The 25672-nt window shown below is 65.0% G+C and carries 26 protein-coding genes and 1 pseudogene; 16 read left to right on the top strand and 11 right to left on the bottom strand.

Annotated features, from left to right (window positions below; all coding sequences use genetic code 11):
• The first annotated feature begins 143 nt into the window (after positions 1 to 143).
• From bshC to H145_RS0104165, 5 genes are all read left to right on the top strand, one after another.
• A complete protein-coding gene (gene bshC, locus H145_RS0104185; protein ID WP_019946883.1) occupies positions 144 to 1736 on the top strand; it encodes a bacillithiol biosynthesis cysteine-adding enzyme BshC in 1593 nt (530 codons plus the stop codon).
• 172 nt (positions 1737 to 1908) lie between these two features.
• Positions 1909 to 2292: a hypothetical protein gene (locus tag H145_RS0104180; protein WP_157541143.1), complete on the top strand. Its 384-nt coding sequence runs from the start codon at positions 1909 to 1911 to the stop codon at positions 2290 to 2292.
• A 60-nt stretch (positions 2293 to 2352) separates the two neighbouring features.
• Complete coding sequence (locus H145_RS0104175) at positions 2353 to 3255, top strand: carboxypeptidase-like regulatory domain-containing protein (RefSeq protein ID WP_019946881.1); 903 nt, start codon at positions 2353 to 2355, stop codon at positions 3253 to 3255.
• 59 nt (positions 3256 to 3314) lie between these two features.
• A complete protein-coding gene (locus H145_RS0104170; protein WP_019946880.1) occupies positions 3315 to 3896 on the top strand; it encodes a 5-formyltetrahydrofolate cyclo-ligase in 582 nt (193 codons plus the stop codon).
• 95 nt (positions 3897 to 3991) lie between these two features.
• A complete protein-coding gene (locus H145_RS0104165; RefSeq protein ID WP_019946879.1) occupies positions 3992 to 4489 on the top strand; it encodes an ExbD/TolR family protein in 498 nt (165 codons plus the stop codon).
• 122 nt (positions 4490 to 4611) lie between these two features.
• Here the strand turns inward: H145_RS0104165 and H145_RS19920 are convergent, their stop codons facing one another.
• From H145_RS19920 to mnmD, 4 genes are all read right to left on the bottom strand, one after another.
• On the bottom strand, positions 4612 to 5193 hold the full coding sequence (locus tag H145_RS19920) for a GDYXXLXY domain-containing protein (protein ID WP_019946878.1): 582 nt from the start codon (positions 5191 to 5193) through the stop codon (positions 4612 to 4614).
• Positions 5190 to 6428: a DUF2157 domain-containing protein gene (locus H145_RS19915; protein ID WP_071595117.1), complete on the bottom strand. Its 1239-nt coding sequence runs from the start codon at positions 6426 to 6428 to the stop codon at positions 5190 to 5192. The genes H145_RS19920 and H145_RS19915 overlap by 4 nt, the downstream gene beginning before the upstream one ends.
• A gap of 73 nt (positions 6429 to 6501) precedes the next feature.
• Positions 6502 to 6723 carry a hypothetical protein gene (locus H145_RS0104150; RefSeq protein WP_157541140.1) on the bottom strand — a complete coding sequence of 74 codons (222 nt, stop codon included), beginning with the start codon at positions 6721 to 6723 and terminating at the stop codon, positions 6502 to 6504.
• Positions 6724 to 6827: 104 nt separating this feature from the next.
• A complete protein-coding gene (gene mnmD / locus H145_RS0104145; RefSeq protein WP_019946875.1) occupies positions 6828 to 7505 on the bottom strand; it encodes a tRNA (5-methylaminomethyl-2-thiouridine)(34)-methyltransferase MnmD in 678 nt (225 codons plus the stop codon).
• A 197-nt stretch (positions 7506 to 7702) separates the two neighbouring features.
• On the opposite strand from mnmD, the gene H145_RS0104140 reads away from it, so the two are divergent.
• The gene (locus H145_RS0104140) at positions 7703 to 8131 is read left to right on the top strand and encodes a thioesterase family protein (RefSeq protein ID WP_019946874.1); all 429 of its coding nucleotides are present in this window, start codon (positions 7703 to 7705) and stop codon (positions 8129 to 8131) included.
• Between the two features lie 44 nt (positions 8132 to 8175).
• Here the strand turns inward: H145_RS0104140 and H145_RS0104135 are convergent, their stop codons facing one another.
• From H145_RS0104135 to H145_RS0104120, 4 genes are all read right to left on the bottom strand, one after another.
• Entirely contained in the window at positions 8176 to 9798 is a 1623-nt protein-coding gene (locus H145_RS0104135; RefSeq protein ID WP_019946873.1) for an aminopeptidase P N-terminal domain-containing protein, read from the bottom strand.
• 297 nt (positions 9799 to 10095) lie between these two features.
• Positions 10096 to 10335, bottom strand: a complete 240-nt coding sequence (rpmB, locus tag H145_RS0104130) for a 50S ribosomal protein L28 (RefSeq protein WP_019946872.1) — start codon at positions 10333 to 10335, stop codon at positions 10096 to 10098.
• 97 nt (positions 10336 to 10432) lie between these two features.
• Complete coding sequence (locus H145_RS19910; RefSeq protein ID WP_019946871.1) at positions 10433 to 10633, bottom strand: DUF5522 domain-containing protein; 201 nt, start codon at positions 10631 to 10633, stop codon at positions 10433 to 10435.
• Positions 10630 to 11019 (bottom strand): Rid family detoxifying hydrolase, encoded by a 390-nt coding sequence (locus H145_RS0104120; RefSeq protein WP_026351242.1) that lies wholly within the window; start codon positions 11017 to 11019, stop codon positions 10630 to 10632. Before H145_RS0104120 ends, H145_RS19910 begins: the two co-directional genes overlap by 4 nt.
• A 107-nt stretch (positions 11020 to 11126) precedes the next feature.
• On the opposite strand from H145_RS0104120, the gene rocD reads away from it, so the two are divergent.
• The 4 genes from rocD to H145_RS0104100 all read left to right on the top strand — a co-directional run bounded on the left by rocD (position 11127) and on the right by H145_RS0104100 (position 15436).
• Positions 11127 to 12398, top strand: a complete 1272-nt coding sequence (gene rocD / locus H145_RS0104115) for an ornithine--oxo-acid transaminase (protein WP_019946869.1) — start codon at positions 11127 to 11129, stop codon at positions 12396 to 12398.
• A gap of 198 nt (positions 12399 to 12596) precedes the next feature.
• The gene (locus H145_RS0104110; protein WP_019946868.1) at positions 12597 to 13142 is read left to right on the top strand and encodes a hypothetical protein; all 546 of its coding nucleotides are present in this window, start codon (positions 12597 to 12599) and stop codon (positions 13140 to 13142) included.
• A 600-nt stretch (positions 13143 to 13742) separates the two neighbouring features.
• A complete protein-coding gene (gene hemB / locus H145_RS0104105) occupies positions 13743 to 14735 on the top strand; it encodes a porphobilinogen synthase (RefSeq protein WP_019946867.1) in 993 nt (330 codons plus the stop codon).
• A gap of 194 nt (positions 14736 to 14929) precedes the next feature.
• Positions 14930 to 15436 carry a GNAT family N-acetyltransferase gene (locus H145_RS0104100; RefSeq protein WP_026351240.1) on the top strand — a complete coding sequence of 169 codons (507 nt, stop codon included), beginning with the start codon at positions 14930 to 14932 and terminating at the stop codon, positions 15434 to 15436.
• 189 nt (positions 15437 to 15625) lie between these two features.
• Here the strand turns inward: H145_RS0104100 and H145_RS22230 are convergent.
• Positions 15626 to 16762 (bottom strand): annotated as a pseudogene (locus tag H145_RS22230) (APC family permease); the annotation flags it as partial.
• 350 nt (positions 16763 to 17112) lie between these two features.
• Between H145_RS22230 and H145_RS0104090 the strand changes: the two are divergent.
• From H145_RS0104090 to H145_RS0104080, 3 genes are all read left to right on the top strand, one after another.
• The gene (locus H145_RS0104090; RefSeq protein ID WP_033425868.1) at positions 17113 to 18075 is read left to right on the top strand and encodes a cation diffusion facilitator family transporter; all 963 of its coding nucleotides are present in this window, start codon (positions 17113 to 17115) and stop codon (positions 18073 to 18075) included.
• Between the two features lie 116 nt (positions 18076 to 18191).
• Positions 18192 to 19385: a hypothetical protein gene (locus H145_RS0104085; RefSeq protein ID WP_019946864.1), complete on the top strand. Its 1194-nt coding sequence runs from the start codon at positions 18192 to 18194 to the stop codon at positions 19383 to 19385.
• A gap of 41 nt (positions 19386 to 19426) precedes the next feature.
• Entirely contained in the window at positions 19427 to 20188 is a 762-nt protein-coding gene (locus tag H145_RS0104080) for a phospholipase D-like domain-containing protein (RefSeq protein WP_019946863.1), read from the top strand.
• A 92-nt stretch (positions 20189 to 20280) separates the two neighbouring features.
• Here H145_RS0104080 and H145_RS0104075 read toward each other — a convergent pair whose 3' ends face one another.
• The gene (locus tag H145_RS0104075; RefSeq protein ID WP_019946862.1) at positions 20281 to 21822 is read right to left on the bottom strand and encodes a PA14 domain-containing protein; all 1542 of its coding nucleotides are present in this window, start codon (positions 21820 to 21822) and stop codon (positions 20281 to 20283) included.
• A 253-nt stretch (positions 21823 to 22075) separates the two neighbouring features.
• Between H145_RS0104075 and H145_RS0104070 the strand changes: the two genes are divergently transcribed.
• On the top strand, positions 22076 to 22609 hold the full coding sequence (locus H145_RS0104070; protein WP_019946861.1) for a methylated-DNA--[protein]-cysteine S-methyltransferase: 534 nt from the start codon (positions 22076 to 22078) through the stop codon (positions 22607 to 22609).
• Between the two features lie 175 nt (positions 22610 to 22784).
• Here H145_RS0104070 and H145_RS0104065 read toward each other — a convergent pair whose 3' ends face one another.
• Complete coding sequence (locus tag H145_RS0104065) at positions 22785 to 23663, bottom strand: alpha/beta hydrolase (protein WP_019946860.1); 879 nt, start codon at positions 23661 to 23663, stop codon at positions 22785 to 22787.
• A gap of 244 nt (positions 23664 to 23907) precedes the next feature.
• On the opposite strand from H145_RS0104065, the gene H145_RS19900 reads away from it, so the two are divergent.
• Both H145_RS19900 and H145_RS0104055 read left to right on the top strand, forming a co-directional pair.
• A complete protein-coding gene (locus H145_RS19900) occupies positions 23908 to 24645 on the top strand; it encodes a tetratricopeptide repeat protein (RefSeq protein ID WP_019946859.1) in 738 nt (245 codons plus the stop codon).
• A gap of 196 nt (positions 24646 to 24841) precedes the next feature.
• Positions 24842 to 25621, top strand: coding sequence for an outer membrane beta-barrel protein (locus tag H145_RS0104055; RefSeq protein WP_157541137.1), 780 nt, complete (start codon positions 24842 to 24844; stop codon positions 25619 to 25621).
• Positions 25622 to 25672: the final 51 nt, after the last annotated feature.

Below are 25672 nucleotides of genomic sequence, written 5' to 3'. Positions count from 1 at the left end.
GGTTAGCACTGCGGTAGAGATGCTTCGGCAAGCTCAGCATGACGTTCTTTTACTGGCAACTGACAACTGGCAACCAACAACTGGTAAACTCCCCGTTACTTTGTGGCGTCTGGCCGGTTGTAGCCGGATTACCCCATCCGCCCATGACCGTCACTACGCTCCCCTACGCCGAAACCGGCGCATTTTCTTCTTTACTCGTTGATTATCTGGCGCAGAAAGAAGCCCTGCAGCCTTTCTATCACCGTTTTCCGACGCTCGATGCGTTTGCCGAGCAGATAAAAGAAAAGCAGGCCGCCTATTCGCCGGAAGCCCGGCAGCGGCTGGTAGCGGCGCTGCAGCAGCAGTACGCCCACCTGCCCGAAGCCCCGGCTGCCGTGCAGGCCAACCTGAAGCTGCTGGCCCAGGACACCACGTTTACCGTGACCACCGGCCACCAGCTCAACCTATTTACCGGGCCGCTGTACTTTATCTACAAGATTGTGTCGGCCATCAAGCTGGCCCGGCAGCTCAAGGAGGCGTATCCGCAGTACGATTTCGTGCCGGTGTACTGGCTGGCTACCGAGGACCACGACTTCGCCGAAATCAACCATTTCAGCCTGTTTGGCAAGAAGTACGAGTGGAACGCGGCCGCCACCGGCCAGCCTGTGGGCCGCATGGCGCTGGAGGGTTTGCCGGAGCAGGTGCTCGACCAGTTGCCCGCCGATGTGCCGGCGCTGTTCCGCGAGGCTTATGCCGAGTCGAAAACGCTGGCCGAGGCCACCCACCGGCTGGCGCTGGGCCTGTTTGGCGAATACGGGCTGGTGAGCCTTGATGCCGATGTACCGGCGCTGAAGCAGGCGCTGGCCCCGGTGCTGGCGCGCGAGCTGCGCGACCAGGCCTCGTACCAGGCCGTGCAGGCCGCCGACACCCACCTGGAAGCCACCGGCTACAAGCCCCAGGTGTACGCCCGGCCCTTCAACCTGTTCTTCATCACCGAAGAAGGCCAGCGCGAGCGGCTGGAATACGACGCGGCCACCGACTCGGTAACACTGACTGTGGATGGCGCGGCCAAGGAGCTGGGCCGCCCGGAGCTGCTGGCCCTGGCCGCCGCGCACCCCGAGCAGTTCAGCCCCAACGTGGTACTGCGGCCACTGTACCAGGAGCTGCTGCTGCCTAATCTGTGCTACATCGGCGGCGGGGCCGAAGTGGCTTACTGGTTCCAGTTGAAGGGCGTGTTCGAGGAAAACGGCGTGCCGTTCCCCATCGTGCTACTGCGCAACTCCGCTCAGTTCATCAGCAAAGCCAACGCCGGCAAGCTGCGTAAACTGGGGTTGAATAATACCGCCATTTTTGAGAAGCTGCCGGAGCTAAAAAAGCAACTGGCCGCGCATCTGGGCCAGGAAGAAGTGGATTTGCACGCGCAGCAGCAACAGCTGGCAGCAGCCTTCGAGCAGGTGGCCGAGCTCGCCCAGCGCCTCGACCCTTCGCTGGTAAAAGCCGTGGCCGCCGAGCAGCAGAAAGCCAGCGGCATTTTGAGCAACCTCGAAAAGCGTCTCAGCAAAGCTGCCGAAGCCAAGCACGAAACGGCTTACCAGCAGCTCGATGGCCTGCTGGGCAAGCTGCTGCCCGGCGGCGGCCTCCAGGAGCGCTCCGACAACGTGCTCAACATCCTCATCAACAACCCCGACTTCATCCAGCAGCTGCTCGACGCCTTCAACCCGTTGGCGCTGGAGTTCACGCTGCTGGAAGAGGCGTAAATCCCATCTGCTGATGTGTCGCTACGGTCAAATAGCCTATAAAAGTCACTACGCCTGTTTCGCTTGCCGCAAAACGTTCAAGCGGCGGCTGTTGCGTGATATAGACCGCGACAAGCTTACAGCTGACTCTGTCCCTGCTACCTGTCCGGAGTGCCGGGGTTTGATGGCCGATATGGGCAAAGACTTCAAATCCCCTCCCAAAGCGGAGGTAAAGGCTTGGCAGCACCTGCGCGATTTGTATTCGGTGGGTATTACTTACCACTCCTGCGGTTGTAGTGGCCCCGGTTATGTGCCCGCTGATAAGCCATCGTTGGTAGCTTATCTGGAGGAGCGGCAGGCGGACTACGTTGAGCAACAACGCTTCTGGTTAGCCCGCGCTGAACCTCAAACTAAGCGGGAAGCCGATGCGGATAGGCGAGCCAACTGGCACCACTACCGGGGTTTGCCTAAGGAGCAACAGAATCAAAAATTCGTCAACAATCTCGAAGCAGCTGCTTACTGGAAAGAACAGTTAGATGCGCTTACCGCGCAGTTGGCAGGTTTGAAAGCGGCTTAAAGCAACCGCCAAGCTGGTTTTGGTATCCGGGAGAAGAACCTCGTTTCCTACTCCCTGCTGATGTACTTACCCACTGACTTCAAACTTGTTGCATTCTTTTTGCTGCTGGCCCTCGGATCGGCGGCGCACGCTCAAACCCTGACGGGCACCGTTACGGAAACTGGTTCGGGCCAGCCGGTGCCCTACGCCAACATCGGGATTCCGGGCAAGGACGTGGGCACGGTGGCCGACGAGCAGGGCCGCTACCAGCTCTCCTACACCGCCGCCAACCTCACCGACACGGTGCGCCTGTCGAGTATTGGCTTTGAGCCGCGGCAGGTAGTGCTTCGGGAGTTGCTGGTGAAGCCCCAAGCGCAATTGGCGCCAGCGGCCGTGGCACTGGCCGATGTGCGGGTGCAGGCGCCGGGCCTTTTCAAGCGCCGCCTGACGCTGGGCAACAACAGCACCTCGGAGGTGATAGTTGCCAGTATGGCGGCGGAGGGCCACGGGACCGAGGTAGGCGTCGTTATCAACCGGCGGCATCAACCCACCAAAGTGCAGCAGGCCCGCTTCAACCTGCTGTATCAGGATAGCGTCGACCTCACGTTTCGCGTAAACCTGTACCGGCTGTTGCCCGACGGCCAGCCATCCAACGAAAAGCTCAACCGCCGCGACATTCTCGTGCACAGCTCCAGCCGCCCCAACAACACCGGCCCGCTGGTAGTGGACCTGACGGCGGACAATCTGGTGCTGGACGAAGACTTTCTGCTGACGCTGGAATGGGTGGCCGGCGGCATGGCGCAGACGTCGCAGCAAATGCACGACCTACGCAAGAATGTCTATTTTTCCGCGGCGCTGGGCTATTTCGGCAAGCCTCCGTACATCCGCAAAACCAGCCAGGGGACCTGGGAGAAGATGTCGCTCGGGGCCCGGCTGGCGGGCATGCAGTTTAAAGTAGGCTTCAACGTAACTGCTTTGGACTGACCTTCGCTGCGAGGCAATATCGAAGAAATACAGCGTCACAAGCCAATCAGCCGCAATCAGTGCTAAAGCAAGACCTCCGCCGCACCGCCCTGGCCCGCCGCCTAGCCTTACCCGAAACGGAAGTAGCCCACCGCAGCACTGCACTGTGGCCGCAGCTGCTGGCCGGGTTTCCGGTGGCGCAGTGGCGCGGGCTGCACCTGTTTCTGCCGATTGCCCGCCAGCACGAGCCCGATACCTGGCCGCTCATCCGTCGGTTGTGGGCCGAGTACCCCGCTTTGCGGCTGGCCGTGCCGGTAGTGCAGCCCGACGGCCGCACCCTGCGCCACTATGCTCTAACTCCCGAAACCCCACTGACGCCCAACCGTTGGGGAATCCCGGAGCCCGCCGCAGATGCGCCCGAAGTAGCCCCCGAAATGTTGGACGCGGTGCTGGTGCCGCTGCTGGCTTTTGATAAAACTGGCCACCGCGTGGGCTACGGTAAGGGTTTCTACGACCACTTTTTGGCCCAGTGCCGCCCCGATGCGCTGCGCATTGGCGTGAGCCTGGAGCCGCCGGTGCCCCGCATTGCCGATGCCTGGGCCGGCGACGTGCGCCTGCACGCCTGCCTCACGCCCGGGCGGATGTGGCGGTTTGAGCAGTAGAATGGCTCTGCGAACCTCTGCGGGAAACTGGCCCCGCGCAATACGGCGCCTCGCTGCATCGTTGAAGGGCTATGTTCCACTAAACTTCCAACAGCATGGCCAGCATCCAACCTACCGCCGCCCCCAAATCCGGCAAGCCCCGCGCCACCAAACGCGCCTTCCACCCCGACATGACGCCGATGGTAGACCTGGCTTTTCTGCTGCTGACGTTCTTCATGCTCACCACCACCTTCAACAAGCCCAGCGTGATGGAGCTGGCCATGCCCACGCCGGGGCCTGAAACCCCCATCGACCCGAAAAAAGCCCTGACGCTGCTGCTGGACAAGGACAGCGAGGTGCGCTACTTCTTCGGCCTCACCCCCAGCCCGGCCACCGACCAGCTGCACCGCACCACCCTGGCCGCCGACGGCCTACGCCAGGTGCTGCTCCGGTTTCAGCAGCAGCCCGGCGGCGTGGTGCTCATCAAGCCCAGCAACCAGGCCAGCTACCAAAGCCTGGTCGATGTGCTGGACGAAATGAACATCACCGGCCAGCGCAAATACGCGTTGGTTGATTTGACCAAAGCCGATAAGGAACTGTTGGCGGCGCGGTAACAGCACCCGCCTGTCATCCTAAGCTTGCGAAGGACCTTATCACGCTTAAACGGCCGTAACAACAACCCGTTTTCACGTGATAAGGTCCTTCGCTGCGCTCAGGATGACAGGCGTTCAGCACTTCACCGTACCACGCCCAGCGTATCAACCTGCGTGATGCGGGCCTGGCCCCAGGGGGCAATGCTGACTTGCACGCGCAGGCGACGGCGGTGGCGCAGCTGGCGGGTCATGGTTTCGGGCACGTAGTAGCGCTCCAGGCCGTAGCGCAGGCGCAGGCCGCGCCGCCACACGTCCTGCACCGAGCCGCGCAATACTACTTGCGGGCCAGTGGTGGCGGGCGCTTCGGGATAGATGCCCACGGCCACGTAGTTGTCGGCGCCGGTGGGCTGGGGTTCGAGCAGCACGTAGGCGGCGTCTTTGCGGCGGGGCTGTTTGGCACCGCGCCACAGGCTGCCGGGCAGCTCACTGATCTGGTAGCGCAGGCGAAGATGGTCGCCGTAGAGGAAATCGCGCGGGTCGACGGGCTCGGTTTGCAGCGTGATGTTGCGGCCCAGCGCGGCGGTGGCGTAGCCGGCTGCGGCCACGCCCAGCACGAACAGCACCTGCGCCGCCACCAGCCACAGCAGCCAGCGGCGGTGGTGGGTCGGCAGGGCCGGCGCGGCGGCCGGCGTCGGACCAAGGGGAGAAAGCAGCGGCTCGGTCATGGCTTGGGGGCGGCAGAAGCGGCGGTGGCATTAGCGGCGGCCAGGGTGCGGGCGGCGCGCCGTTGCAGCCACCAGCCCAGGCCCAGCAGCAGCAGTCCGCCCAGCAGGAAAAACAACGACTTATCGAAGAAGCCCCACGTCAGCTTGAAGTAGGCCACGGCGGTAGTCAGCACGAACAGCACGGTGCCCAGCGTCACACGGTCGGGGTTTTGCTCTTGGTGGGCGCGCAACAGCACGCTGCCCGAGTAGGCGTACAGCACCACCAGCGTGGCAATGGCCAGCGGCAATCCGCCCGTGAAATAGAAGCCCGGCAGCAACAGCAACCAGTCGGTAGCCCCACTGAGGCGGCCGCGGCGCTGCTTGCCTACCAACGAGAGAGCCAGCACGGCCCCCAACGCGGCCAGGTAGGGCACCAGCGGCGCCCGCAGCTGCCCGGCGTAGAAGTCCGATTCGCCAAACAGGGCCAGCCCCAGCGTAAACAGGAAGGCGGCGGCCAGCGGCGGACCCTGCAGGGCGCGGCCAGCGGGGCGGTCGGCCTGCCAGTCGCCGAGGGCGTACACGAGCATGGCCGGAATGAAGAACCAGGTGATTTTGACGTGCAGGTGGTTTATCAGCAGCGCCGCCTGCCAGAGCAGGCCGCCGGCCAGCACGCCGCCGAGCAGCGCGTCGGGCCGGCGCCACCAGTACAGGCCCAGCCCCAGGGCCGTGCCGGCGGCCGTGAGGTAGCTAAAGGCGCCGAGCTGGCCGGTGTTGTAGCCCTGCACGATGCCGCTGATGACGACGGTGAGCAGAAACAGCAGCCGGCTGCGGTAGAGCCAAGTGAGGCCCATGCCGGCCACAGCCCAGGCCAGCAGCCCGGTCAGGTCGTAGCCAATGAGCTGGTAGAGCTGGCTGGTGAGCACGATACTGGCCCCGAACACTACGAGCCCCAGCGCCACCAGGCCCATGCCCAGACTGGTATTGCCGCGCCGCCGGAAGTACTCGCCGCCCGCGTAGGCGGCCACCAGCGTGGCCAGCAGCAGCCCCAGCCGCAGCAGCTCGGGCAGGCTCTGCCAGTTGGCCGCCACCACGCTCAGCGCGCTCAGCAGCACCAGCAGGGAGCCCAGCAGCGGCAGCAGCCCGATGGCGTTGGCCTCGGCGGGGTACAGGGCCAGCAGCTGCTCGCGCTGCGCCTCGCTTATCACGCCCCGCCGCACCCACTCCGGCCCATCCGTTTCCAGTAGATTTCGACTCATAAGGGCGGCAACTTACGCAGGATGCCGTGAAAACCCCGTCAAGGGCCCTCCCAGGCCGCTTTCTCGTTTCAGATTAGTCCTCTTTGCCATCCGGAAGCCCACTCACGCCTTCCGGAAGCTCGTTCACATCCTCCGCAACGTCCTTCACATCTTCCGGAAGACCGTTCCCACTTTCCGCAACGTCTTTCACGCCTTCCGGAAGCTCATTCACGCCTTCCGGAAGCTCATTCACATCATCCGGCAAACTGTTCACGCCTTCCGGAAAACTGTTCACGCCTTCCGGAAAACTGTTCATGCCTTCTCTTTAGTCATTCACGCTACTATTTAGGCCGTTCACACTACTTGCGAGGTGCTTTTTGAACAGGTCGGGGGGGGCTTGCTCCGACCTACTGTAGGCTTTTACCGCCACGCTCGCGTCATCTCGCGCTTGCCGGGCGGGCCGGGGATGCCCTCCACCTGCCAGCCCGTGGCCCGCAGGCTGCGCTTGAAGCTGCCCTTGGCGCAGTAGCTCACCAGGCAGCCGCCCGGCGCGGCGGCCGCGTACAGCTGCCCGAATACATCCTCAGTCCACATATTAGGCTGCTTGTCGGGGGCGAAGGCATCGAAGTAGATAACCTGATATGCTTCCGGTTCCAGCGCCAGGTTCTGCAGCTCGCCGGCCAGCTTGCGCAGCGTGAAGGCCGCCGTGAGGGCCACCGGCTGCTCCCAAACCGACTCGTGCAGTTGCTGCCGAAACGCGGGCAGCGGTGGCTGCTGCAACTCGGGGGCCGTGGCCAGCCCGCGCACCAGCTCCCAGGGCAGCGGGTGCTTCTCCACGGTGTCGTAGCGGATGGGTGCCGGGGCCGTGCGGCTGCGCTCCAGCGTCAGCAGCGCGTTCAGGCCGGTGCCGAAGCCCACTTCCAGCACCCGCACCGGGCCGGTAGCGGCGCCCAGGGCCGGCTCCAGACCGGCCCCCAGGTACACGTGGCGGGCTTCCTGCACGGCCCCGTGGGTGCTGTGGTAATGCTCATCGAGGGCCGGAACATAGAGCGTGCCCGAGCCGTCGGCGGTGGGGCGGAGTTGCACGTTGGGGTGCATGGTTTTTAGTGCTTAGTGGGTAGTGCTTCGTGCTTAGTTGGATGTAAAGAACGTCATTCAGAGCGCAGCGAAGAATCTCGCGTGCTAATGTCAGATTACTGTTGCAGTGTCAGTCCGCGAGATTCTTCGCTGCGCTCTGAATGACGTTCTTTGTCAGCAGTGAAGTTCTACCCACAAGGCACCAAGCACCAAAACCCATGCCCCGCGTCAAAGTCAATCTGCCCGATAAATTCCTGTTCACCGTCGAGCTGCCCATTCGCATCACCGACCTCAACTACGGCGCCCACCTGGGCAACGACGCCCTGCTGAGCCTGCTCCATGAAGCCCGGGTGCAATTTCTGGCCCACCTCGGCCAGCCCGAGTTCGACCCCGCCACCGGCCTGGGCCACATCATGGCCGACGTAGCCATCGAGTACAAGGGCGAAGGTTTCCACGGCGACGTGCTGCGCATCCAGATGGCCGCCGACGACCTCAACAAGTACGGCTTCGACCTCGTGTACGCCGTGGCCACCACCAGCGGCCGCGAAATTGCGCGGGCCAAAACTGGCATGCTCTGCTTCGACTACAACACCCGCAAGCTGCGCCTGCTGCCCGACGACTACGCCGCCCGCCTGCGCGGCGAGTAGCGGGTGAGGCGCGGGCCGCTGCCGGTTCAGGTTGCTCCGGCAGCTTATAGTTGTGGCAGCGTAAACCCGTCGAGGGCGCTGGGCTGGGCCATCAGGGCCTCGATATCGGCCACGGTGCGGGGGGCTTCACGCGAGAGGTTTTCGTAGCCGGTGGGCGTGATGAGCAGGTCGTCTTCGATGCGCACGCCGATGTTCCACCACTTCGGGTCGCAGGGGCTGCCTTCGGGGATGTAGATGCCGGGCTCGACTGTTATTACGTTGCCGGCCGCCAGCGGGCCGTAGCTGCCCCGGTCGTGCACATCGAGGCCCAGGTAGTGGCTGGTGCCGTGCGGGAAGTAGCGCCGCGCTTCCTCGGGTTGCTTGATGATGCCGAGCTTCAGCAACCCGGCGGTTACCACCTGGCGGGCCGCCTGGTCGGGGGCCTGGAAGGCGGCGCCGGGCTGGCTGGCAGCAAAACCGGCCTCCTGGGCCGCCAGCACCAGCTCGTAAATCTGGCGCTGGGCGGGGCTGAACTTGCCGCTGGGCGGGATGGTGCGCGTCACATCGGCCGAGTAGCCGCGGTACTCGGCGCCGCAGTCCATGAGCACCAAATCGTTGCCCACGAGGGGCTTATTGTTGGTTTCGTAGTGCAGAATGCAGCCGTTGGCCCCGGCGCCCACAATGCTAGGGTAACCCTCAAACTCGGCGTCGTACTTGCGGTACACAAATTCGTGGATGCCCTGTAGCTCCCGCTCGCCCAAGCCAGCGTGGGCGGCCTTCATCACCTCGCGCTGGCCGGCGGCGCTGATGCGTACGGCGCGCCGGAGCAGGGCCATTTCCTCGGCCGTTTTCACGGCCCGCAGTTCATTTAGGGCGCTATTGAGGGCCTGGGCCGTGAAGCGCAAAACGGGCCGGGCGGCCAGCGCCTGCCGCCGCTCGGTTTCGGTGGTGGCTTTCAGGTAGCGCTGCACGTAGTCGTCCTGGGCCACGGCCGGCTGCTGCCGGCTCAGGTTTTCGAGCATCGGCCGCAGGCGGTCGGCATTGGCGATGCCCCGTTGCTGCATGGTTTGGTAGAGAGCCTCCTGCTCGGGGTTGAAATCGGTTGGCACGGCGGCCTGGCGGCGAAACGTGGCCAGCAGGTCGAAGAGGTCGGCCGGGTCGGCGGGGCTGTCGCGCACATCGGCGGGCAGGTCCAGAAACTGCACGCTGCTGAACCCGGCCCACTTGATACCGGCCTTGGCAAACTCCGTGTTGTCGGCCGCGAACTGGAGTTGCAGCTGCTTTTTAGCGCCCTCGGCACCCAGCCGGCGGCCGGTCCACTGCTCGCGGCGGGGGTCGCGGGGCTGCACAAACAGGGCCTCGGTAATGCCCGGCTGGCCGCTCACCGTTTGCGGTTCCTTGAACAGCACCAGCACCGCATCGGGCTCTTGGTAGCCGGTGAGGTAGTAGAAATCGGGGTTCTGGTGGTAGATGTAGTTTACATCGTTGGCGCGGTTGCGCACGGGCGCGGCAAACAGCACAGCCACGGCCCCCGGCGGCAGCGCCTGCCGCAGCAGCTCGCGCCGCTGCTTATGGAAAGCCGGGCTGAGGCTCTCGGCGGCTGGCGCGGAACTGGCCGCCGGGGTTGGCTGGGCGAAAGCCGGGCCCGTGGCCAGCAGCAAACCGGCCGCCAGGCACAGCGGCTTCAAACGCGAAGAAAAGCAGATAGCGGGCATATGGCCGTGCAGACAAGCCACCGGCGCGGAGTGCGGCAGCGGGGCCGGAAGTTACGGATTCGGCCCGGTCAGGCAAGCCTGACCATTCTACCAGGCCGGGCCTGTTCAGCCCAAAGCCGCCCCCACCCGGGCCAGCAGCTGGCCCCAGCCGCCTACCCGCAACCACACAAAGCTTCCGCGGCAGAACCGGATTGACGTACAATCGGGTTCTGCCGCGGAAGCTTTGTGCTAACCAGTCGGCTTCTTTCTCTCTACAGAGAAACGGGCAGGCTAGTAAGTGATGAAGCCCTGCTCCTTAGCCTTCTTGAGGACGGCCATGATGCCGTTCTTGTTGATGGTGCGGATGGTGCTGGTAGCTACTTTCAACGTAACCCAGGCGTCCTGCTCGGGGATGTAGAAACGCTTCTTCTGCAGGTTCGGGTAGAACTTGCGCTTGGTTTTGTTGTTGGCGTGCGAAACGTTGTTGCCTACGCGGGTACGCTTGCCGGTCAGATCACAAACTCGGGCCATGATATCAGGAACTTAGTGGTTTCAATTCGGAAAAACAGGGCCGCAAAGATCGGAATATTCCGGCAGGAACAAAACCCGCGCCCTGAAAAATAGCCAATTAGCCGTCGGATTTCTCGTTAGCGCCCGGCTTTTCGCCTTTTGCCCCCTGCCACGGGCAGTGCCGGCAGCCGTTGCCGCAGCAAAAGCCCCGGCGGCGGTGGTACTGCTCGGTGAACACCATGTAGCCCTCGGGCGTGAGGTAAAAGTCGCCGGGCAGCAGGGGTTTGGTCAGGAACGCGGCCAGGCGGGCGCTGCTCATCGGCCGGCCGGTGGCAGCAGGGCCACGCACTCAATCTCCACCAGCGCATCGAGCGGCAGCCGCGACACCTCGACGGTGCTGCGGGCCGGGCGGTGCGCGCCGAAACACTCGGCGTACACGGCGTTCATGCGCGGAAAATCGGCGAAGTTCTTCAGGAAAACGGTCGTTTTCACGATGTCGGCCAGGCCCAGGCCGCGGGCCGACAGCACGGTGGCCAGGTTGGCCAGCACCTGCCGGGTCTGGTCTTCGATGGTCAGCGCCTCCACTTTGCCCGAAGTGGGCACGATGGGCGTCTGGCCCGAGCAGAACACGAACCCGTTGGCCTCGATGGCCTGGGCGTAGGGGCCCACCGCGGCGGGGGCATCCGGATGATGAAGAACTTGCATAGCGTAAAGATAGGGCCTGGGCCGGCTTCCGGACTCTCGCCGGCGGGGCGGGCCCGGCGGGTTTTGCGTAACTTTGGGCATATCACCCTTTAACCCCCGCCCCGCTTATGTCCACCACCTCCCACGCTCCCGCCCCCACGCACTCTGCCACCGACCAGTCCCGCAGCCAGGAAATTATGGCGCTGGAAGACCAGTACGGGGCCCACAACTACCACCCGCTGCCCGTGGTGCTGAGCCGGGGCGAAGGCGTACATCTGTGGGACGTGGAGGGCAAGCACTACTTCGACTTCCTGTCGGCTTACTCGGCCGTGAACCAGGGCCACTGCCACCCGCGCATCATTGGGGCTCTCACCGAGCAGGCCCAGCGCCTCACGCTCACGAGCCGCGCCTTCTTCAACGACCAGCTCGGCCCGGCCGAAAAGCAGCTCTGCGAGCTGTTCAAGTATGATAAGGCTCTGCTGATGAACTCGGGCGCCGAGGCCGTGGAAACGGCCCTCAAGCTGGCCCGCAAGTGGGGCTACCAGGAGAAGGGCATTGCCCCCAACCAGGCCCGCATTCTGGTGGCCGAGCACAACTTCCACGGCCGCACCACCGGCATCATCTCCTTCAGCACCGACCCCGACTCGACCACCGGCTTCGGCCCCTACGTGCCCGGCTATGAGGTAGTGCCCTACGACGACCTCGATTCGCTGGCCGAGGCGTTGCAGGACCCGCACGTGTGCGCCTTTATGGTCGAGCCCATTCAGGGCGAGGCGGGCGTGATGGTGCCTTCGGAAGGCTACCTGAGCAAGGCCGCCGCGCTGTGCCGTGAGCACAACGTGCTGTTCATTGCCGACGAAATCCAGACCGGCCTGGGCCGCACCGGCGAGCTGCTGGCCGTGTACTACGACGACGTGCAGCCCGATATTCTGATTTTGGGCAAAGCTTTGAGCGGGGGCGTGCTGCCGGTGTCGGCGGTGCTGGCCCGCAACGAAATTATGCTCACCATCCAGCCCGGCCAGCACGGCTCCACGTTCGGCGGCAACCCGCTGGCCAGCGTGGTACTGCGCGCCGCCCTCGATGTGCTGCTCGACGAAAAGCTGACCGAAAACGCCCGCGCCCTGGGCGAGGTATTCCGCGAGCGGATGCGCCAGGTGCAGGCCAAGCGCCCCGAAGTGGTGCAGCTGGTGCGCGGAAAGGGCCTGCTGAACGCCGTGGTGATTACGCCCGCCGCCGACGGTCGCACGGCTTGGGACGTGTGCGTGAGTTTGATGGAGCGCGGCGTGCTGGCCAAGCCCACCCACGGCGACATCATCCGCTTCGCCCCGCCGCTGGTTATCAACGAGGAGCAGCTGCACGAAGCCTGCGACATCATCGAGGAAGTGATTCTGGCTTTCTAAGCCGGCCTCGTTCCTACTTTTACGCATAAAGCTTTTCGAGTCGTAGCGCGAGCTTTGTAGTTCGCGTGGCTGGACGACAACTATTCCGCCATTCAGCCACGCGAACTACAAAGTTCGCATTACGGCCCCGGCAGGTAGTAACCGCCGCGGCGGCTTCCGGAAACGGGGGCCGCCGCGGTTTGTTTTTATCTTGCGGCCATGCAAAAACTCCTTCGCGGCGGCTCGTGGGCAGCCGGACTGTTGCTGGTACTGGGCTGCCGCAGCGAACAGGCCGCCTTTTCGTTTCGGCCGGCGCCGCGGGCCGCTTCGTCGGTGGTAGTTATTCCGGCCGTTTCACCAGCGGATTCGGCGCCATCAGCAGCCACCTTGGCTCCCGTTCCACTGCTGGTTTCCAGCTCATCCGTCGCCCAAACGCCCGCGGCCCCCACTTCTCCCGTAGCGCTGGCCGAAGCCCGGCCCAGCTCGCGGCGGCTGATGCGGGCCGTTGCCGGGCTACGGCAGCCACTGACGATGCGGGCGCCCCGCCCCGCAACGGCCGCCCGCACCGACCGCGCCGATACGCTGCACCTGCTGCTGGGCGGGGCCCTGGTAGTGGCGGCCGTGGTAGGTGGCATTCTGCTCGGCGGCTGGCTGGGGCTGGGTGTGGGGGCGGCCGGGGTGCTGCTGGGCTACTATTTTGTGGTGATGGGCATTGGCGGCCGGCAAGCCTGGCTGGAGGTGTTTCAGGAGTTCTTCAATATGTGAGGGGATGAAGCGGGTTCCAGAGTGGTGGCTGCTAGCCGGACTACTTGTTGGCGGGTGTCGCGGAGCACGGGTACCCGTGCCACTACCGCCAGAACCAGTCGTGGCGGCCCCGCCCCGTCGCCTCGCGTCCCTGGCCACCGATTCTGGAACAGCTTCGGCTACTAAACCCTATCTGCTGCTGCCAACACCTTCCCCAGCGGCCCCGCCACCCGTCAGCACCACTCCACCCAGCCAGAATAAGCCGGCACATTGGCCTTTCCACGAACTGGCGTGGCAGAAGAACCGCCAAGCGGCCGCAGCACCCAATACGCCACCTTCGCCATCGAAAGCTGTGCTATCGACACCTCAAGAGAAAGGCATATCCGGCACCGCTTATCTCATTGCAGGAGATATTCTGGTAGTAGCCGGACTTGTAATCGGCTTGGCTATCGGGGCTCAACTGGTCTGACCGTGGGCTTGTTGCTCTTCGTTCCGGGCTATTTTCTTTTGGTACGCGCATGGGCCGGCAGCTGGCGAGGCAAGTAAATGGCTTCTCCCTGCCGCCCGCAACCTTACCTTTGCGGCCGTTGTTCTATCTGGTCTTATCAATTGAAACTACCCATGCCCCAAGTGCCCACTAACCGTCCGCGCCGCAACCGCAAGTCGCAGGTAATCCGCGATATGGTGCAGGAAACCCGCCTCACGGCCCACAACCTTATCTTCCCGCTCTTTCTCATCGAAGGCCAGAACCAGCAGGCCGAGGTGAAGTCGATGCCCGGCATTTTCCGCTATTCCGCCGACCGCATTATCGACGAAGTCGGGCGCTGCGTGGAGCTGGGCATCCACTCGTTCGCGCCGTTTCCGAGCATCAACGACAACCTGAAGGACCGGCTGGCCCGCGAGTCGGCCAACCCTGAGGGGCTGTACCTGAAGACGGTGGCCGACATCCGGCGGCAGTTCCCCGACGTGGTGCTGATGACCGACGTGGCCATGGACCCCTACTCCTCCGATGGCCACGACGGCGTGGTAGACGCCGAATCGGGCGAGATTCTCAACGATGCCTCCTTGGAAGTGCTCGGCCAGATGGCCCTGGCCCAGGCCCGCGCCGGCGCCGACATCATCGGCCCGAGCGACATGATGGACGGCCGCGTGGCCTGGATTCGGGAGGTGCTCGACCAGAACGCCTTCCAGCACGTGAGCATCATGAGCTACACGGCCAAGTACGCCTCGGCCTTCTACGGCCCCTTCCGCGACGCCCTCGATTCGGCCCCCAAAAAAGGCGACAAGAAAAGCTACCAAATGAACCCCGCTAACCGCCGTGAGGCCCTGCGCGAGCTGGCCCTCGACGAAACCGAAGGCGCCGACATGGTGATGGTGAAGCCCGCCCTGAGCTACCTCGACGTGATTATGGACGTCAAGCAGCACACCAACCTGCCCGTGACGGCCTACAACGTATCGGGCGAGTACGCCATGGTGAAAGCCGCCGCCCAGCAGGGCTGGCTCGACGGCGAGAAGACCATGCTCGAAGTGCTGCTCAGCATCCGGCGCGCCGGCGCCGACGCCATCCTGACCTACTTCGCCAAGGAAGCCGCCGAAGTGCTGCGCCGCGGGTAAGGGGAAAGGAAATCGTTTTGGCGTGGCGCCTCACCCCCTAGCCCCCTCTCCGAAAAAAGGAGAGGGGGAACTAGTTTTTAGCTTTCTAGAATTAGAGCAGCCACAACTAAACTAAAAACTAGCTTCTAGTCCCCCTCTCCTTTTTCGGAGAGGGGGCTAGGGGGTGAGGCGCCACGCCAAAACGACCATTACGTATGACGCTCCGCCTCGCCAATCCCGCCGACCTGCCGGCTATTCTGACCTTGCTGGCCCAGGTGGTACCGCTGATGCGCGCCGCCGGCAACCTGCAATGGTCGGCCGACTACCCCAACGAGGCGGTGTTTCGGGCCGACCTGGAAGCGGGCCATTTGTGGGTGGCCGAGCTGGACGGGCAGCTGGCGGGCTTCGCGGCCCTCACCCACAACCATCAGGACGCCGAGTATGTCCAGGCCGACTGGGACTTCGCCGAGCCGGCCCTGGTAACGCACCGGCTGGCCGTGGCCCCAACCGCCCAGGGCCGCGGCGTGGCGGCCGCCCTGCTGGCCCAGGCCGAAACCCTGGCCCGGCAGCAGGGCCTGCGGGTGCTGCGGGTGGACACCAATTCCGAAAACGCCGCCACCCAAAGCCTGTTCCCGAAGCTGAGCTACCGGTTCGCGGGCGAAATCGGGCTGGCGTTCCGGCCGGGCCTGCGGTTTTTCTGCTACGAGAAGTGGCTGGGTTGAGCGGTGGCACGCAACCTGACTGGAAGCAAAGTCAGTCGGCAGCTCGCGCCGGCACCTCGGCAAACGGCCAGCGCCGGAGCTTGCGGCTCCAGAGCAAAAAGCGCCCACGCCGGCGGCCGTAACGGCCAGGCCCGACACCACGAAAAGCCAGCCCGTACTCACCAGCACCCACAGCCACACCACCACGGCCACCACCACCGGCAGCGGGTAAAGCGGCATTTTGAAGGGCAGATTAGCCGTACCGTTGCGGCGCCGCAGCAGCACCAGTCCCACCGCCTGCCCCACGAACTGCACCAGAATCCGCATGGCCAGGATGGCGCTGATGACCTCGCCGAGCCGGAATAGCAAACTGAACACGAAGCCCACGCCCCCCAGCAGCAGCAACGACACGTGCGGGAAGTGCTTGGTGGGGTGCGTACGGGCGAAGATGGGCAGAAACTCGCCGTCGGCAGCGGCGGCGTAGGGAATGCGCGAGTAGCCCAGCAGCACCGCAAACAGCGAGGCAAACGCCACCCACAGCACCAGCGCCGTGGCCATTTTGGCGGCCGTGGCCCCGTAGAGCTTCTCGACGAACAAGCTCACGATAAACTCGGAGTGCCGCGCCTCCTGCCACGGAATCACCGAGGCCACGCTCCAGTTCATGAGCAGATACAAAGCCATAATGCCCAGGATGCTGAGGAAGATGCTGCGCGGAATCAGCTTTTGGGGCTCCTTCACCTCGCCGCCCAGATGGCACACGTTGTAGTAGCCCAGGTAGGAGTAGATGGTTTTGACCGTGGCCTGCCCCATCGCCACCGACAGCAGCACGCCCGGCAGCGCCCCGATGCCGCCCTCGGGCAGCCAGCCGACGGGAATGGAGGCGTTGGTGAGGCCGCCGAAAATCAGCCAGCCCAGCAGCGCCAGCACGCCCAGCCACAGCGCCACGCCCAGCCGGCCCACGTCCTCAATGCGGCGGTAGAGCAGCCCGATGAGCAGCAGCACCACCGCGCCGGCCACCAGTTTGGGCTGCCACCACGCGGGCAGCGGCACGAGGTAGGCGAAATACTGCGCGAAGCCGATAGCGCCCGAAGCCACCACCAGCGGGGCCTGCACCAGTGTCTGCCACACGTACAGAAACGACATCAGCCGGCCCCATTTCTGCTCGCCGTAAGCCAGCTTGAGGAAGCGGTACGAGCCGCCGGCCTCGGGGTGGGCCGCCCCCAGCTCGCTCCAGATAAAGCCGTCGGCCAGGCTCAGGGCCGCGCCCACCACCCAGGCCAGCAGGAAGTTGGGGCCCATAAAACCCATCACCAGCGGCAGCGTCACGAAGGGCCCGATGCCCACCATGTCAATCATGTTGAGGGCCGTGGCCTGCACCAGCCCGAGGCGGCGGCTAAGCGGGGTGGAAGCGGGGACAGGAGTAGCGGGTGCGGGCATAGCGGCAAGATAGGCGAGGTAAAGCCGGATTTGCACGGATTGTTTGGCCTCCCGGCTAACTTCCGCCCAACCCACCCCGTACCAACCGGCAGGCGGGCGCCGCACTGCCGCGCACCGCTCGCCCGCCTGTCATCCTGAGCGGAGCGAAGGACCTATACAGAAAGTATATCCATTGATTAGCTTCTGTATAGGTCCTTCGCTCCGCTCAGGATGACAGGTGAACGGCAAACTCACCAAATCACCACCTCACCAAATCACCTATGTCCGCAGGCTCTTCCAAATCAGCTTTGTACGGCGGCCTGGCAGCCAATGTGGGCATTGCCGTCAGCAAGTTTGTGGCGGCCTTTTTCACCGGCTCGTCGGCCATGCTTTCCGAAGGCATTCACTCGCTCGTGGATAGCGGCAACTCCATTCTGCTGCTCTACGGCATGAAGCAGAGCCAGCTGCCGGCCAATGCGCGCCATCCGTTCGGGCGCTCCAAAGAGCTGTATTTCTGGGGGTTGATTGTGGCCGTGCTGATTTTCGCCATCGGCGGGGGCATGTCGTTCTACGAGGGCATCAAACACATCGAGCACCCCGAGCCGCTCACCGACCCGCTCTGGAACTACGTGGTGCTGGGCGTGGCGGCGGGCTTCGAAAGCTGGGCCAGCTGGCTGGCCATCCGGGCCCTGTACGCGGCCAAATCCGACGAAAAGGCCAGCTTCTGGCGCATTCTGAGCACCAGCCGCGACCCGGCCGTGTACGCCTCGGTGCTCGAAAACCTGGCCGCGCTGGCGGGCCTGGTGCTGGCGCTGGCGGGCGTGTTTTTCGGCCACGTGCTCAACAACCCCTACCTCGACGGGGCCGCCTCCATCGCCATTGGCCTGCTGCTGATGCTGGTAGCCGTGTTTCTGGTGAGCCGCACGCGGGCGCTGCTGGTGGGCGAGGGCGTGAGCGACGCCGTGCTGGCCGACCTGCAGGCCATCGGGCGCCGACAGCCGGGCGTGCACAACCTGCGCCCGCCCCTCACCATGTACCTGGGCCCTACCGATGTGGTGCTGGCCCTCGATGTGGACTTTGAAGACCAGCTTTCGGCCACTGATATTGAGATGGTGATTGGCCAGCTCCAGGACGCCATCCGGGTTAAGTATCCGGAGTTCCAGCGCATTTTCATCGAGGCCAAATCCATCACCAAAAAGCAAAGCCCCACGGTTGGGCCGGCCGCCTTCAAGCCGCCCTTCTAAGCCCGGCGCCGTTTGGCCGGGGCCGAACCTGCGGCGGCCGTTGCGGGTATAGCAGAGGATGACGCCCCGCCAGCCCGGCCGGCGGCGCCCGCTTTTCGTTCACCAACCCCGCCTTAATGCCCCTTCCTGCTACCGCCGATTCGCCGTTTGCCTCGTTCTGGATGGCCGGTTTCGAATGCACCGACCAGCTCAATGCCTTCGGCAACCGGGTTGATTTCCTGAACCTGACCGGCCATCTGCAGCTGCTCGACGCCGACTACGAGCTCATCCAACAGCACCAGCTAAGCACCGTGCGCGAGGGCATCCGCTGGAGCCAGGTGGAGCACCGGCCCTACCAGTACGACTGGAGCACCGTGCAGGTGCTGCTCGATGCGGGCCGCGCCCACGGCATCCAGCAAATCTGGGACCTGTGCCACTTCGGCTACCCCGACGACCTGACGCCGCTGCACCCCATGTTTGCCCGCCGCTTTGCCGCGCTGTGCCGGGCGTTCGTGGATTTCTACCGCCAGCAACGGCCCGACGACGTGCTCATCATCACGCCTATTAATGAGGTGAGCTTTATGAGCTGGCTGGGCGGCGACGTGCGCGGCACCGCGCCCTACTGCGTGGGGCAGGGCTGGGAAGTGAAGCTGGGGTTGATGCGGGCCTACATTGAAGGCGTGGCCGCCCTGCGCGAGGCCGACCCCACGGTGCGCATCCTCACCACCGAGCCGCTGCTAAACATTGTGCCGCGGCCGGGTGCCGGTCCGGCCGAGGTGCGCCGGGCCCGCGACGCCCACCGCAACCAGTACCAGAGCGTGGATATGCTGGCCGGCCGGCTCTGCCCCGAGCTGGGCGGGCGGCCCGAGTACCTCGATCTGCTGGGTTTCAACTTTTACTACGACAACCAGTGGCAGCTGGCGCCCTACCACACGCTGCCCTGGGCCAACGAAACCCGCGACCCGCGTTTCCGGCCCCTGAGCGCGCTGCTGACCGAGGCCTACCGCCGCTACCGCCGCCCCGTGGTGCTCACCGAAACCAGCCACCCGGGCGAAGACCGCCCCGCCTGGTTGCGCATGGTGGCCCGCGAAGCCGTGAAAACCCTGCGCGCCGGCGTACCGCTGCTCGGCGTCTGCCTCTACCCCATCATCGACCGGCCCGACTGGGACCACCTCTCGCCCTGGCACCACGCCGGCCTCTGGGATGCCGACCCCGCCGCGCCCGAACCCGGCCTCACGCGCCACCTGCACGAGCCCTCGGCCGTAGCGCTGGCCGAGGCCCAGGCCCTGGTGGCCCGCCAGCTGGCACCCCTCGAAAGCCTGCTTGCCTGAGCCGGCGCCAACGAGCCCGGCAGTTTACCGTACCTTCCGGCATGGCCCAACCCACTACCCCACCCGTTTCCGAGCTGCTCAGTCAGTTCCGTCAGGCGTTTGCCGATGTTCAGCTTTCGGCGGCCGAGGCGGCTTCGCTGCGCGAGCAGCTGGCCCAGTTTCAGCAGCGCCACGGCAGTATCGAGTCGTTGCGCCGCCAGCTGTTCGGGCTGGCCCGCAACCACTTCAGCACCTTCAAGGACAAGGCCGTGGTGGAGTGGCTGGAAACGGCCAGCGCCCTGCTGCCGGCCCCTGAAAGCCCGGCGGCCGCCCCGGCCCCGGCAGCTATGCCCGCACCCGGCCAGGCCGATTCGGGGCCGGCGCGGGTGTACTTCAGCCCCCACGACGACTGCGTGGCCGCTATTCATGGCTTCATTCAGCAGGCCCGACAGACGCTGGACGTGTGCGTGTTTACGGTGGCCGATAACCGGTTGAGCGACGAGCTGCTGGCCGCCCACCGCCGGGGCGTGCGCGTGCGCCTGCTCACCGACAACGAAAAGCTCTTCGACCGGGGCTCCGACGTGCGCATGCTGCAACAGGGCGGCATTTCGGTGCACATTGATGAGAGCCGCAACCACATGCACCACAAGTTCGCGCTGGCCGACAACCGCCACGTACTCACCGGCTCCTACAACTGGACCCGCTCGGCGGCCGAGCTCAACCAGGAAAACCTGCTTATCAGCCCCGATCCGGCCCTGATTACCGCCTACGCCACCGAGTTTGCCCGCCTCTGGGCCGCACTGCCGGCCTTCACCGGCGAATAAGCCACCCCGGCTAAAATCAGCAAGCAAAAGCCCCGCTCCGGCAACCGGAACGGGGCTTTTGCTTGCTGGCTCAGCGGCAGCCGGAAGCTGGCTTAGGGGCGCTCCGAGGTGTCGCCGCCTACTTCGGGCGCATCGGTGCTGGGGCGGCGGATGGACACGACCTGACGGGTGTTGTTGGCGCCCACGGTCAGGCTCAGGTAGTAGTCACCAGATGGCAAACCGCTGAAATTGAGCGTCTGGTGGTGCGAGCCGGCGGGCTGCTTGCGGTAGTCGGAAACGCGCACGGCCACGCCGTTCTGGTTGTAGAGCACCCAGCCCAGCGGTTTGGCTTCGCTGAGGTTGTAGGCCATCTGCATCACGCCACTCGAAGGGTTGGGGTACACGCTCATGCCGTTGTCGCCGATTTTGCGGGCGTTGCCGGCACCGGCCAGTACGGGCTCCTCGGCGGCTTTGGCCGGCGTCAGTTTCCATTGCTGCGTGAGCTTGCCCGTGTAGCGCCACTGCTGAATGCCGCCGTCGGTGGAGTCTTTGTCGGTGAGGGCCTTGTTGCGGCCGTTTTTCGAAATCAGCTTGAAGTAGCCATCATCGGCGGGCTCCACTTTCCACTGCTGGTTGTAGCCGCTGTAATAGGTCCAGAGGCTGATGGCGGCGCCGTTGGAAGTGGAGCTGCCCAGCACCTCCAGCACCTTGTTGCTGCCGGGCACTACCAGGCGGTAGAAGCCGCTGCCGGCCGGTTCGAGCCGCCACTGCGGGTCGGCGGCGGGCGCCGCGCCGGCCGTGGCCAGCTGCTCCGACAGGGTGGCCGGGCGGCCCTGGGTTACTTCCAGCGGCTTGCCCGTCGAACGAACCGTAATTACGTACGTGCCCGACAGGTCGCCGGTGGGCACTTCGTCGTCGGCCGCCGGCTTTTTGGCTGGGGCCGCCGCTACCGCCGGGGCGGGCTTGGGAGCCGGGGCGGCCTTGGGGGCCGGCGCCGGGGCAGCGGGCTTAGCGGCTTTGGGGGCCGGTTTCGGGGCAGCGGCTACTACCGGCGCCGGTTCGGGGCGCGGGGCGGGCGCTACGGCAGCCTTAGCCACCGGCGGCGCGCCGGCCGGGTCGGGCGTGGTGGGCGAGCCCAGCGGGTAGAGGTTGCCGGTCGGAATCAGCTGCTGGCCCTGGCCGGGCGCCACCCAGTGCAGCTCGATGCCGGCCGTACCGGAGGCGTTGTTGTATTCGAATTTGATGGTGGCTTTCTCGCCGGCCGCCAGCGAAATACTGCCCTCGTCCTTGCTACCGGCCTTTTTGCCGTCCCAGGTATCGAGCAGCATGCGGCCGTTCACCCACAGGCGCACCTCGTCGGTAGTAACGGCCACGAAGCGGTAGCGGCCGGTGCTGGACGCCGCAATCAGTCCTTCCCAACGCACCGAGAAGTTATCGGCGGGCAGGCCGGGCGCGGGCGCGCCCATGCCCCAGCGGAAATCAACCACCGCATCCTGCCGCTTGAGTACCGGCTGGCCCGCCAGCGAACCGTTGCTGAAGTAGGCGGCCGTGAGGCCCGTGCCCCATCCCTGGGCGGGCTGCTTTTCGGTTGGTCCCGAAACGGCCGTCGGTCTGGGCAGCGCCGCAGCGGCCGGCAGCTGGCCGAGCAGGCCCAAACCGAGCGCAGAGCAAAGAAATAAATGTCGCACGATACAGGTGGCTTTGGAAGGTGATATGGTCTGGAAGGAGCACAAATGAGCAACAGTCAAAAATCTACGCGTAGATTTATATTTTCCTGCTTCGCTTAGACTAATATACAGGTTTTTCTCAGGCAGTTGCGGGCGCGCAGCCCTTGCCGGCCCCGGCATACTGCAAGAAACCAGCTCCTAATTGCCCCAAAACCGCGCTTTTATCTAATTCCTGCCAACTATGCCTTTGTTGCCCGCTGCCTCGCCCATCAACCCGCCCACGGCCCGTGCACTGCTGACTACCGCCGTGGGCCTGCTGGAGCTGCGGGGCACAGAGGCGGGGCTGCGCGAGGTGAACTTCCTGCCGCCCGGCAGCCCCGGCGCAGCCACTGCGGCCGGTGCGGTGCCGGCCTGCCTGCGGGCGGCCCGCGAGCAACTGCGGGCCTATTTCGGCGGCGAGCTGCGCACGTTTTCGCTGACGACGGACGTGGAAACCGGCACCGCGTTTCAGCGGCGGGTGTGGGCGGCACTGCCGGCCGTGGCCTACGGCCGCACCGCCTCCTACCTCGACCTGGCCCGGCAACTGGGCAACCCCGGCGCGGTGCGGGCCGTGGGCGCGGCCAACGGCCAGAACCCGCTGGCCATCATCTGGCCCTGCCACCGCATCATCGGTGCCAGCGGCCAGCTCACGGGTTACGCCGGCGGCCTGGAGCGCAAAAAGTGGCTGCTGGCCCTGGAAAACCCGCCGCAGCAGTTGGGGCTGTTTGGTGGGTGAGCGAACTGCCAGACTGTCATTGCGAGCGGAGCGAAGCAATCCGTAGGTGCAGAACGCTAAGCTTTAAGAAGCAGATAGCCCCTGAAAGCCGTACCAGCGTCAGGGGCTTGGCGCCTCACGGAGAGTATCACAGCCCTCCCGGATTGCTTCGCTTCGCTCGCAATGACAAAACAGTTCACCGATTCACAAACGGCAGCAGCTTTTGGTAGATGATGTTGTGCTGCCAATAGAGCTGCAACACCATCGGAATGTGCTTTTTGCCGGGCAGCACCTGGTAGTAAGGCTGATGCCCCAGGCTGACCAGCCGGGTGCGAAACTCGGCGCTGCTGCTGCTGATGGACGGGTAGGTTTTGCCGCCCACGAAGATGAGGAAGGGCGGCGTTTGGGGTGTGAGGTGGTACACGGCCGACATCTGCCGCCAGCTGGCCGGGTCGGGCCCGAAGGGCACCAGAAACTCTCTGTCGCCGGGGTAGGCCAGCTTTTGCAGGTAATCGTACATATCGAGGCCGGCGGCATCGTCGAGGATGACGCCGCGCACCGGGTTGGTGGGTTCGCCCCAACGCCGGAAGCGGGCGCCGTCGGTGGCCAGCAGGGCCGCCAGGCCGCCCCCGGCCGAGTGGCCCATCAGAAACAGCCGGGCCGGGTCGCCGCCGTACTCGGCAATGTGGCGGCGGGTCCAGACGACGGCGCGGGCGCAGTCGTCGGCCATCTGGGGCACGCGCACGGCCGGCGCCAAGCGGTAGCTTATCACCACGGCCACCACGCCCTGCTTGGCCAGCCGCCGGCCCACAAACGAATACAGGTTCTTGCTGCCGCTGTTCCAGTTGCCGCCATGCATGAACACCACCACCGGATAGGGCCGCGCGGCCCGGGCTTTGGGCGCGTACACATCGAGCAGCTGCCGGCCGGCCGCAAAGGCAGAGTCGGTGGCCGGCACGTAGGGCACATCGGCGGTGCGGCGGCTGGGGCGGGCCACGCTGAACTCGGTAGCGGCGGCCAGCAGCAGCCCGGTAATCAGCAAAGTGGGCAGCAGCCGCAGGAAAACAAAACGCATTCGGCAGGATAAAAACAGGGAAACAGAAGCCACCGCGCCAGGCAACGCAGCGGGACAGATACGAGGCCGCCACCGGGCTGGTTTGTCGCAGCCAGATGCAATACGGCCGGCCCCGGCCACGTTCAGCTGCGGGGCGGAGCCGGGCAGCAGAACGGCGGGCAAGGTTGAGGCGGCGGGCGTATCTTTGGCAGTGGGCCGCCGGCCGTTATGGCCATCCGGACCCGTTTACCGCTACTTTTTTCTGATGAAACTTTCGATTTCTTCGCTTCTGCTGACGGCTCTTTTACTGGGGGCCGGGCTGCAGCCGGCGCTGGCCCAGCGGGGCAGCAAGGCCGCCAAAAATGCCGCCGGTGCCACCCGCGAGGCCGTGCTAACCAGCCGCAGTCAGCCGCTGTTCGGGGGCCTTTCGGCGGTGCAGGCCGAGCAGGCGCTGGGCGCGGCCACGGTGGACGGCCTGGCGGGCAGCTTTCCTTCGCGGGCCGAGGCCAGCCAGTTTTTCAGCCGCAAAGGCTACGAGTATCTGGCCGAAAGCCAGCGCGATACGGCCGCTTACCGCTTCAACCTGGCCTGGGTGCTCGACCCCAACAATGCCGAGGCCTACCACGGCCTGGGCGTAGTAGCCAGCGCCAATCCCACGCCCGAGCAATCCATTGAGCTGCTGGAAAAAGGTCTGGCGCTGGCCCCCACCAACTCGTCGCTGCTGGCCGATCTGGGCACGAGCTACCTCATCCGCTACGAGCAGGGCAAGAAGAAAAAGGACCTGAAAACCGGCACCGAGCTGCTGCAGAAAGCCACCACCCAGGATGCCACCAACGCCGGCGCCTGGCAGCAGCTGGCCCGCGCCTACTACTACCAGGAGCAGTATGCCCAGGCCTGGGACGCCGTGCACAAAGGCCAGATTACCAGCATTTCCTCGGTCGATTTCAGCCTGATTGCCGACCTGCTCACCCACCTGCCCGACCCGCAGGGCAAGTTTAAGTAAGCTATACTGAGCTGCAAGCTTTGAGCGGCAAGCTGCAAGCTGATGTTGAACGTCAGCTTGCAGCTTGTGGCTTGCGGCTTGCCGCTCAAAGCTTGCAGCTGCACCCTAGACAATCCTTTGCGGTCGGTTTCCGTTAGAGGCGCATCGGGCTGCCGGGCTTTCGGCGCGGCCGGCCCTTCATTTTGCTTCTTACTTCGTGACCCTTCGCTCTTTTCTGCCCGCGGCGATGCTGCTGCTCACGGCCGCCGCCACGCACTCGGCGCTGGCCCAGTCGGTTGGGCCCGAGCGCCGCCAGCGCCACTACGACCACCAGGGCCGCCTGTATTACAAGGGGCCGTTGCGCTTCACGCTAGGCGGCGGCGTGGGCTACTACAACGGCGACCTGACCAGCCGGCTGGGCGACCAGTTTCTGGGCCCCAGCCTGAGCGCGGGGCTGCTCTACCAGTTTCACCCGCACTGGCAGGTGGGCGGCGAGCTGTCGTATCTGCAGCTTGGGGCCAAGGACTACCTGCCCGGCCGCGGCCTGGCTTTCCAGGGCAAAAACGGCCTGGCGGCGGCCTTCGTGCGCTGGGAACCCCTCACTGACCCAGGCGCCTACTCGCTGCCGGCCGGGCAGTCGGCCCTCATCAAGCCCTACCTGAAGCTGGGCGTTGGCATGGCGCTCTACAGCCCCAAAGCGTACCGCGGCACCGAGCGGCCCAGCGGCAACACCACGCCCAATTACCTGGAGCCCGAGCGCTACGACTACCCCGCCGTGGCCCTGACGCTGCCCGTGGGCGTCGGCCTGACGGTGCGGCTCACCTCGCGGCTCAACGCCTCGCTCGAAGGTTCGTACTCGCTCACCACCACCGACCAGCTCGACGACATCAGCACGGTTCCCAGCCCCGACTCCAACACGGGCCGCTCGGCTTCGTCGCTCAACGACAACTACGGCCAGCTGGAGCTGAAGCTGGAGTACGCGCCCTGGGCGCGGTAATGTTGAGCTGTTAGCTGAAAAACGAAGAAGGCCCCGAACTCAGTTGAGCGC

Origin of the sequence: Hymenobacter aerophilus DSM 13606, from assembly GCF_000382225.1 — a bacterium.
Lineage (GTDB): Bacteria > Bacteroidota > Bacteroidia > Cytophagales > Hymenobacteraceae > Hymenobacter > Hymenobacter aerophilus.
Note: the sequence above shows the minus strand (reverse complement) of the source record. Positions and strands in the feature narration are given on the sequence as shown.

Bases quoted from the DNA above. Each gene is read 5' to 3' on its own strand.
- mnmD (WP_019946875.1), bottom strand. From the start codon at position 7,505: ATGCACCCCAACGTGCAACTCCGCCCCACCGCCGACGGCTCGGGCACG.
- H145_RS19920 (WP_019946878.1), bottom strand. From the start codon at position 5,193: ATGACCGAGCCGCTGCTTTCTCCCCTTGGTCCGACGCCGGCCGCCGCG.
- H145_RS0104175 (WP_019946881.1), top strand. From the start codon at position 2,353: ATGTACTTACCCACTGACTTCAAACTTGTTGCATTCTTTTTGCTGCTG.
- H145_RS0104120 (WP_026351242.1), bottom strand. From the start codon at position 11,019: ATGCAAGTTCTTCATCATCCGGATGCCCCCGCCGCGGTGGGCCCCTAC.
- H145_RS0104085 (WP_019946864.1), top strand. From the start codon at position 18,192: ATGCCCCTTCCTGCTACCGCCGATTCGCCGTTTGCCTCGTTCTGGATG.
- H145_RS0104165 (WP_019946879.1), top strand. From the start codon at position 3,992: ATGGCCAGCATCCAACCTACCGCCGCCCCCAAATCCGGCAAGCCCCGC.
- H145_RS0104180 (WP_157541143.1), top strand. From the start codon at position 1,909: ATGGGCAAAGACTTCAAATCCCCTCCCAAAGCGGAGGTAAAGGCTTGG.
- H145_RS0104065 (WP_019946860.1), bottom strand. From the start codon at position 23,663: ATGCGTTTTGTTTTCCTGCGGCTGCTGCCCACTTTGCTGATTACCGGG.
- H145_RS19900 (WP_019946859.1), top strand. From the start codon at position 23,908: ATGAAACTTTCGATTTCTTCGCTTCTGCTGACGGCTCTTTTACTGGGG.
- H145_RS0104110 (WP_019946868.1), top strand. From the start codon at position 12,597: ATGCAAAAACTCCTTCGCGGCGGCTCGTGGGCAGCCGGACTGTTGCTG.
- hemB (WP_019946867.1), top strand. From the start codon at position 13,743: ATGCCCCAAGTGCCCACTAACCGTCCGCGCCGCAACCGCAAGTCGCAG.
- H145_RS19915 (WP_071595117.1), bottom strand. From the start codon at position 6,428: ATGAGTCGAAATCTACTGGAAACGGATGGGCCGGAGTGGGTGCGGCGG.
- H145_RS0104100 (WP_026351240.1), top strand. From the start codon at position 14,930: ATGACGCTCCGCCTCGCCAATCCCGCCGACCTGCCGGCTATTCTGACC.
- H145_RS0104140 (WP_019946874.1), top strand. From the start codon at position 7,703: ATGCCCCGCGTCAAAGTCAATCTGCCCGATAAATTCCTGTTCACCGTC.
- bshC (WP_019946883.1), top strand. From the start codon at position 144: ATGACCGTCACTACGCTCCCCTACGCCGAAACCGGCGCATTTTCTTCT.
- H145_RS0104080 (WP_019946863.1), top strand. From the start codon at position 19,427: ATGGCCCAACCCACTACCCCACCCGTTTCCGAGCTGCTCAGTCAGTTC.
- H145_RS0104090 (WP_033425868.1), top strand. From the start codon at position 17,113: ATGTCCGCAGGCTCTTCCAAATCAGCTTTGTACGGCGGCCTGGCAGCC.
- H145_RS19910 (WP_019946871.1), bottom strand. From the start codon at position 10,633: ATGAGCAGCGCCCGCCTGGCCGCGTTCCTGACCAAACCCCTGCTGCCC.
- H145_RS0104070 (WP_019946861.1), top strand. From the start codon at position 22,076: ATGCCTTTGTTGCCCGCTGCCTCGCCCATCAACCCGCCCACGGCCCGT.
- rpmB (WP_019946872.1), bottom strand. From the start codon at position 10,335: ATGGCCCGAGTTTGTGATCTGACCGGCAAGCGTACCCGCGTAGGCAAC.
- rocD (WP_019946869.1), top strand. From the start codon at position 11,127: ATGTCCACCACCTCCCACGCTCCCGCCCCCACGCACTCTGCCACCGAC.
- H145_RS0104150 (WP_157541140.1), bottom strand. From the start codon at position 6,723: ATGAACAGTTTTCCGGAAGGCGTGAACAGTTTTCCGGAAGGCGTGAAC.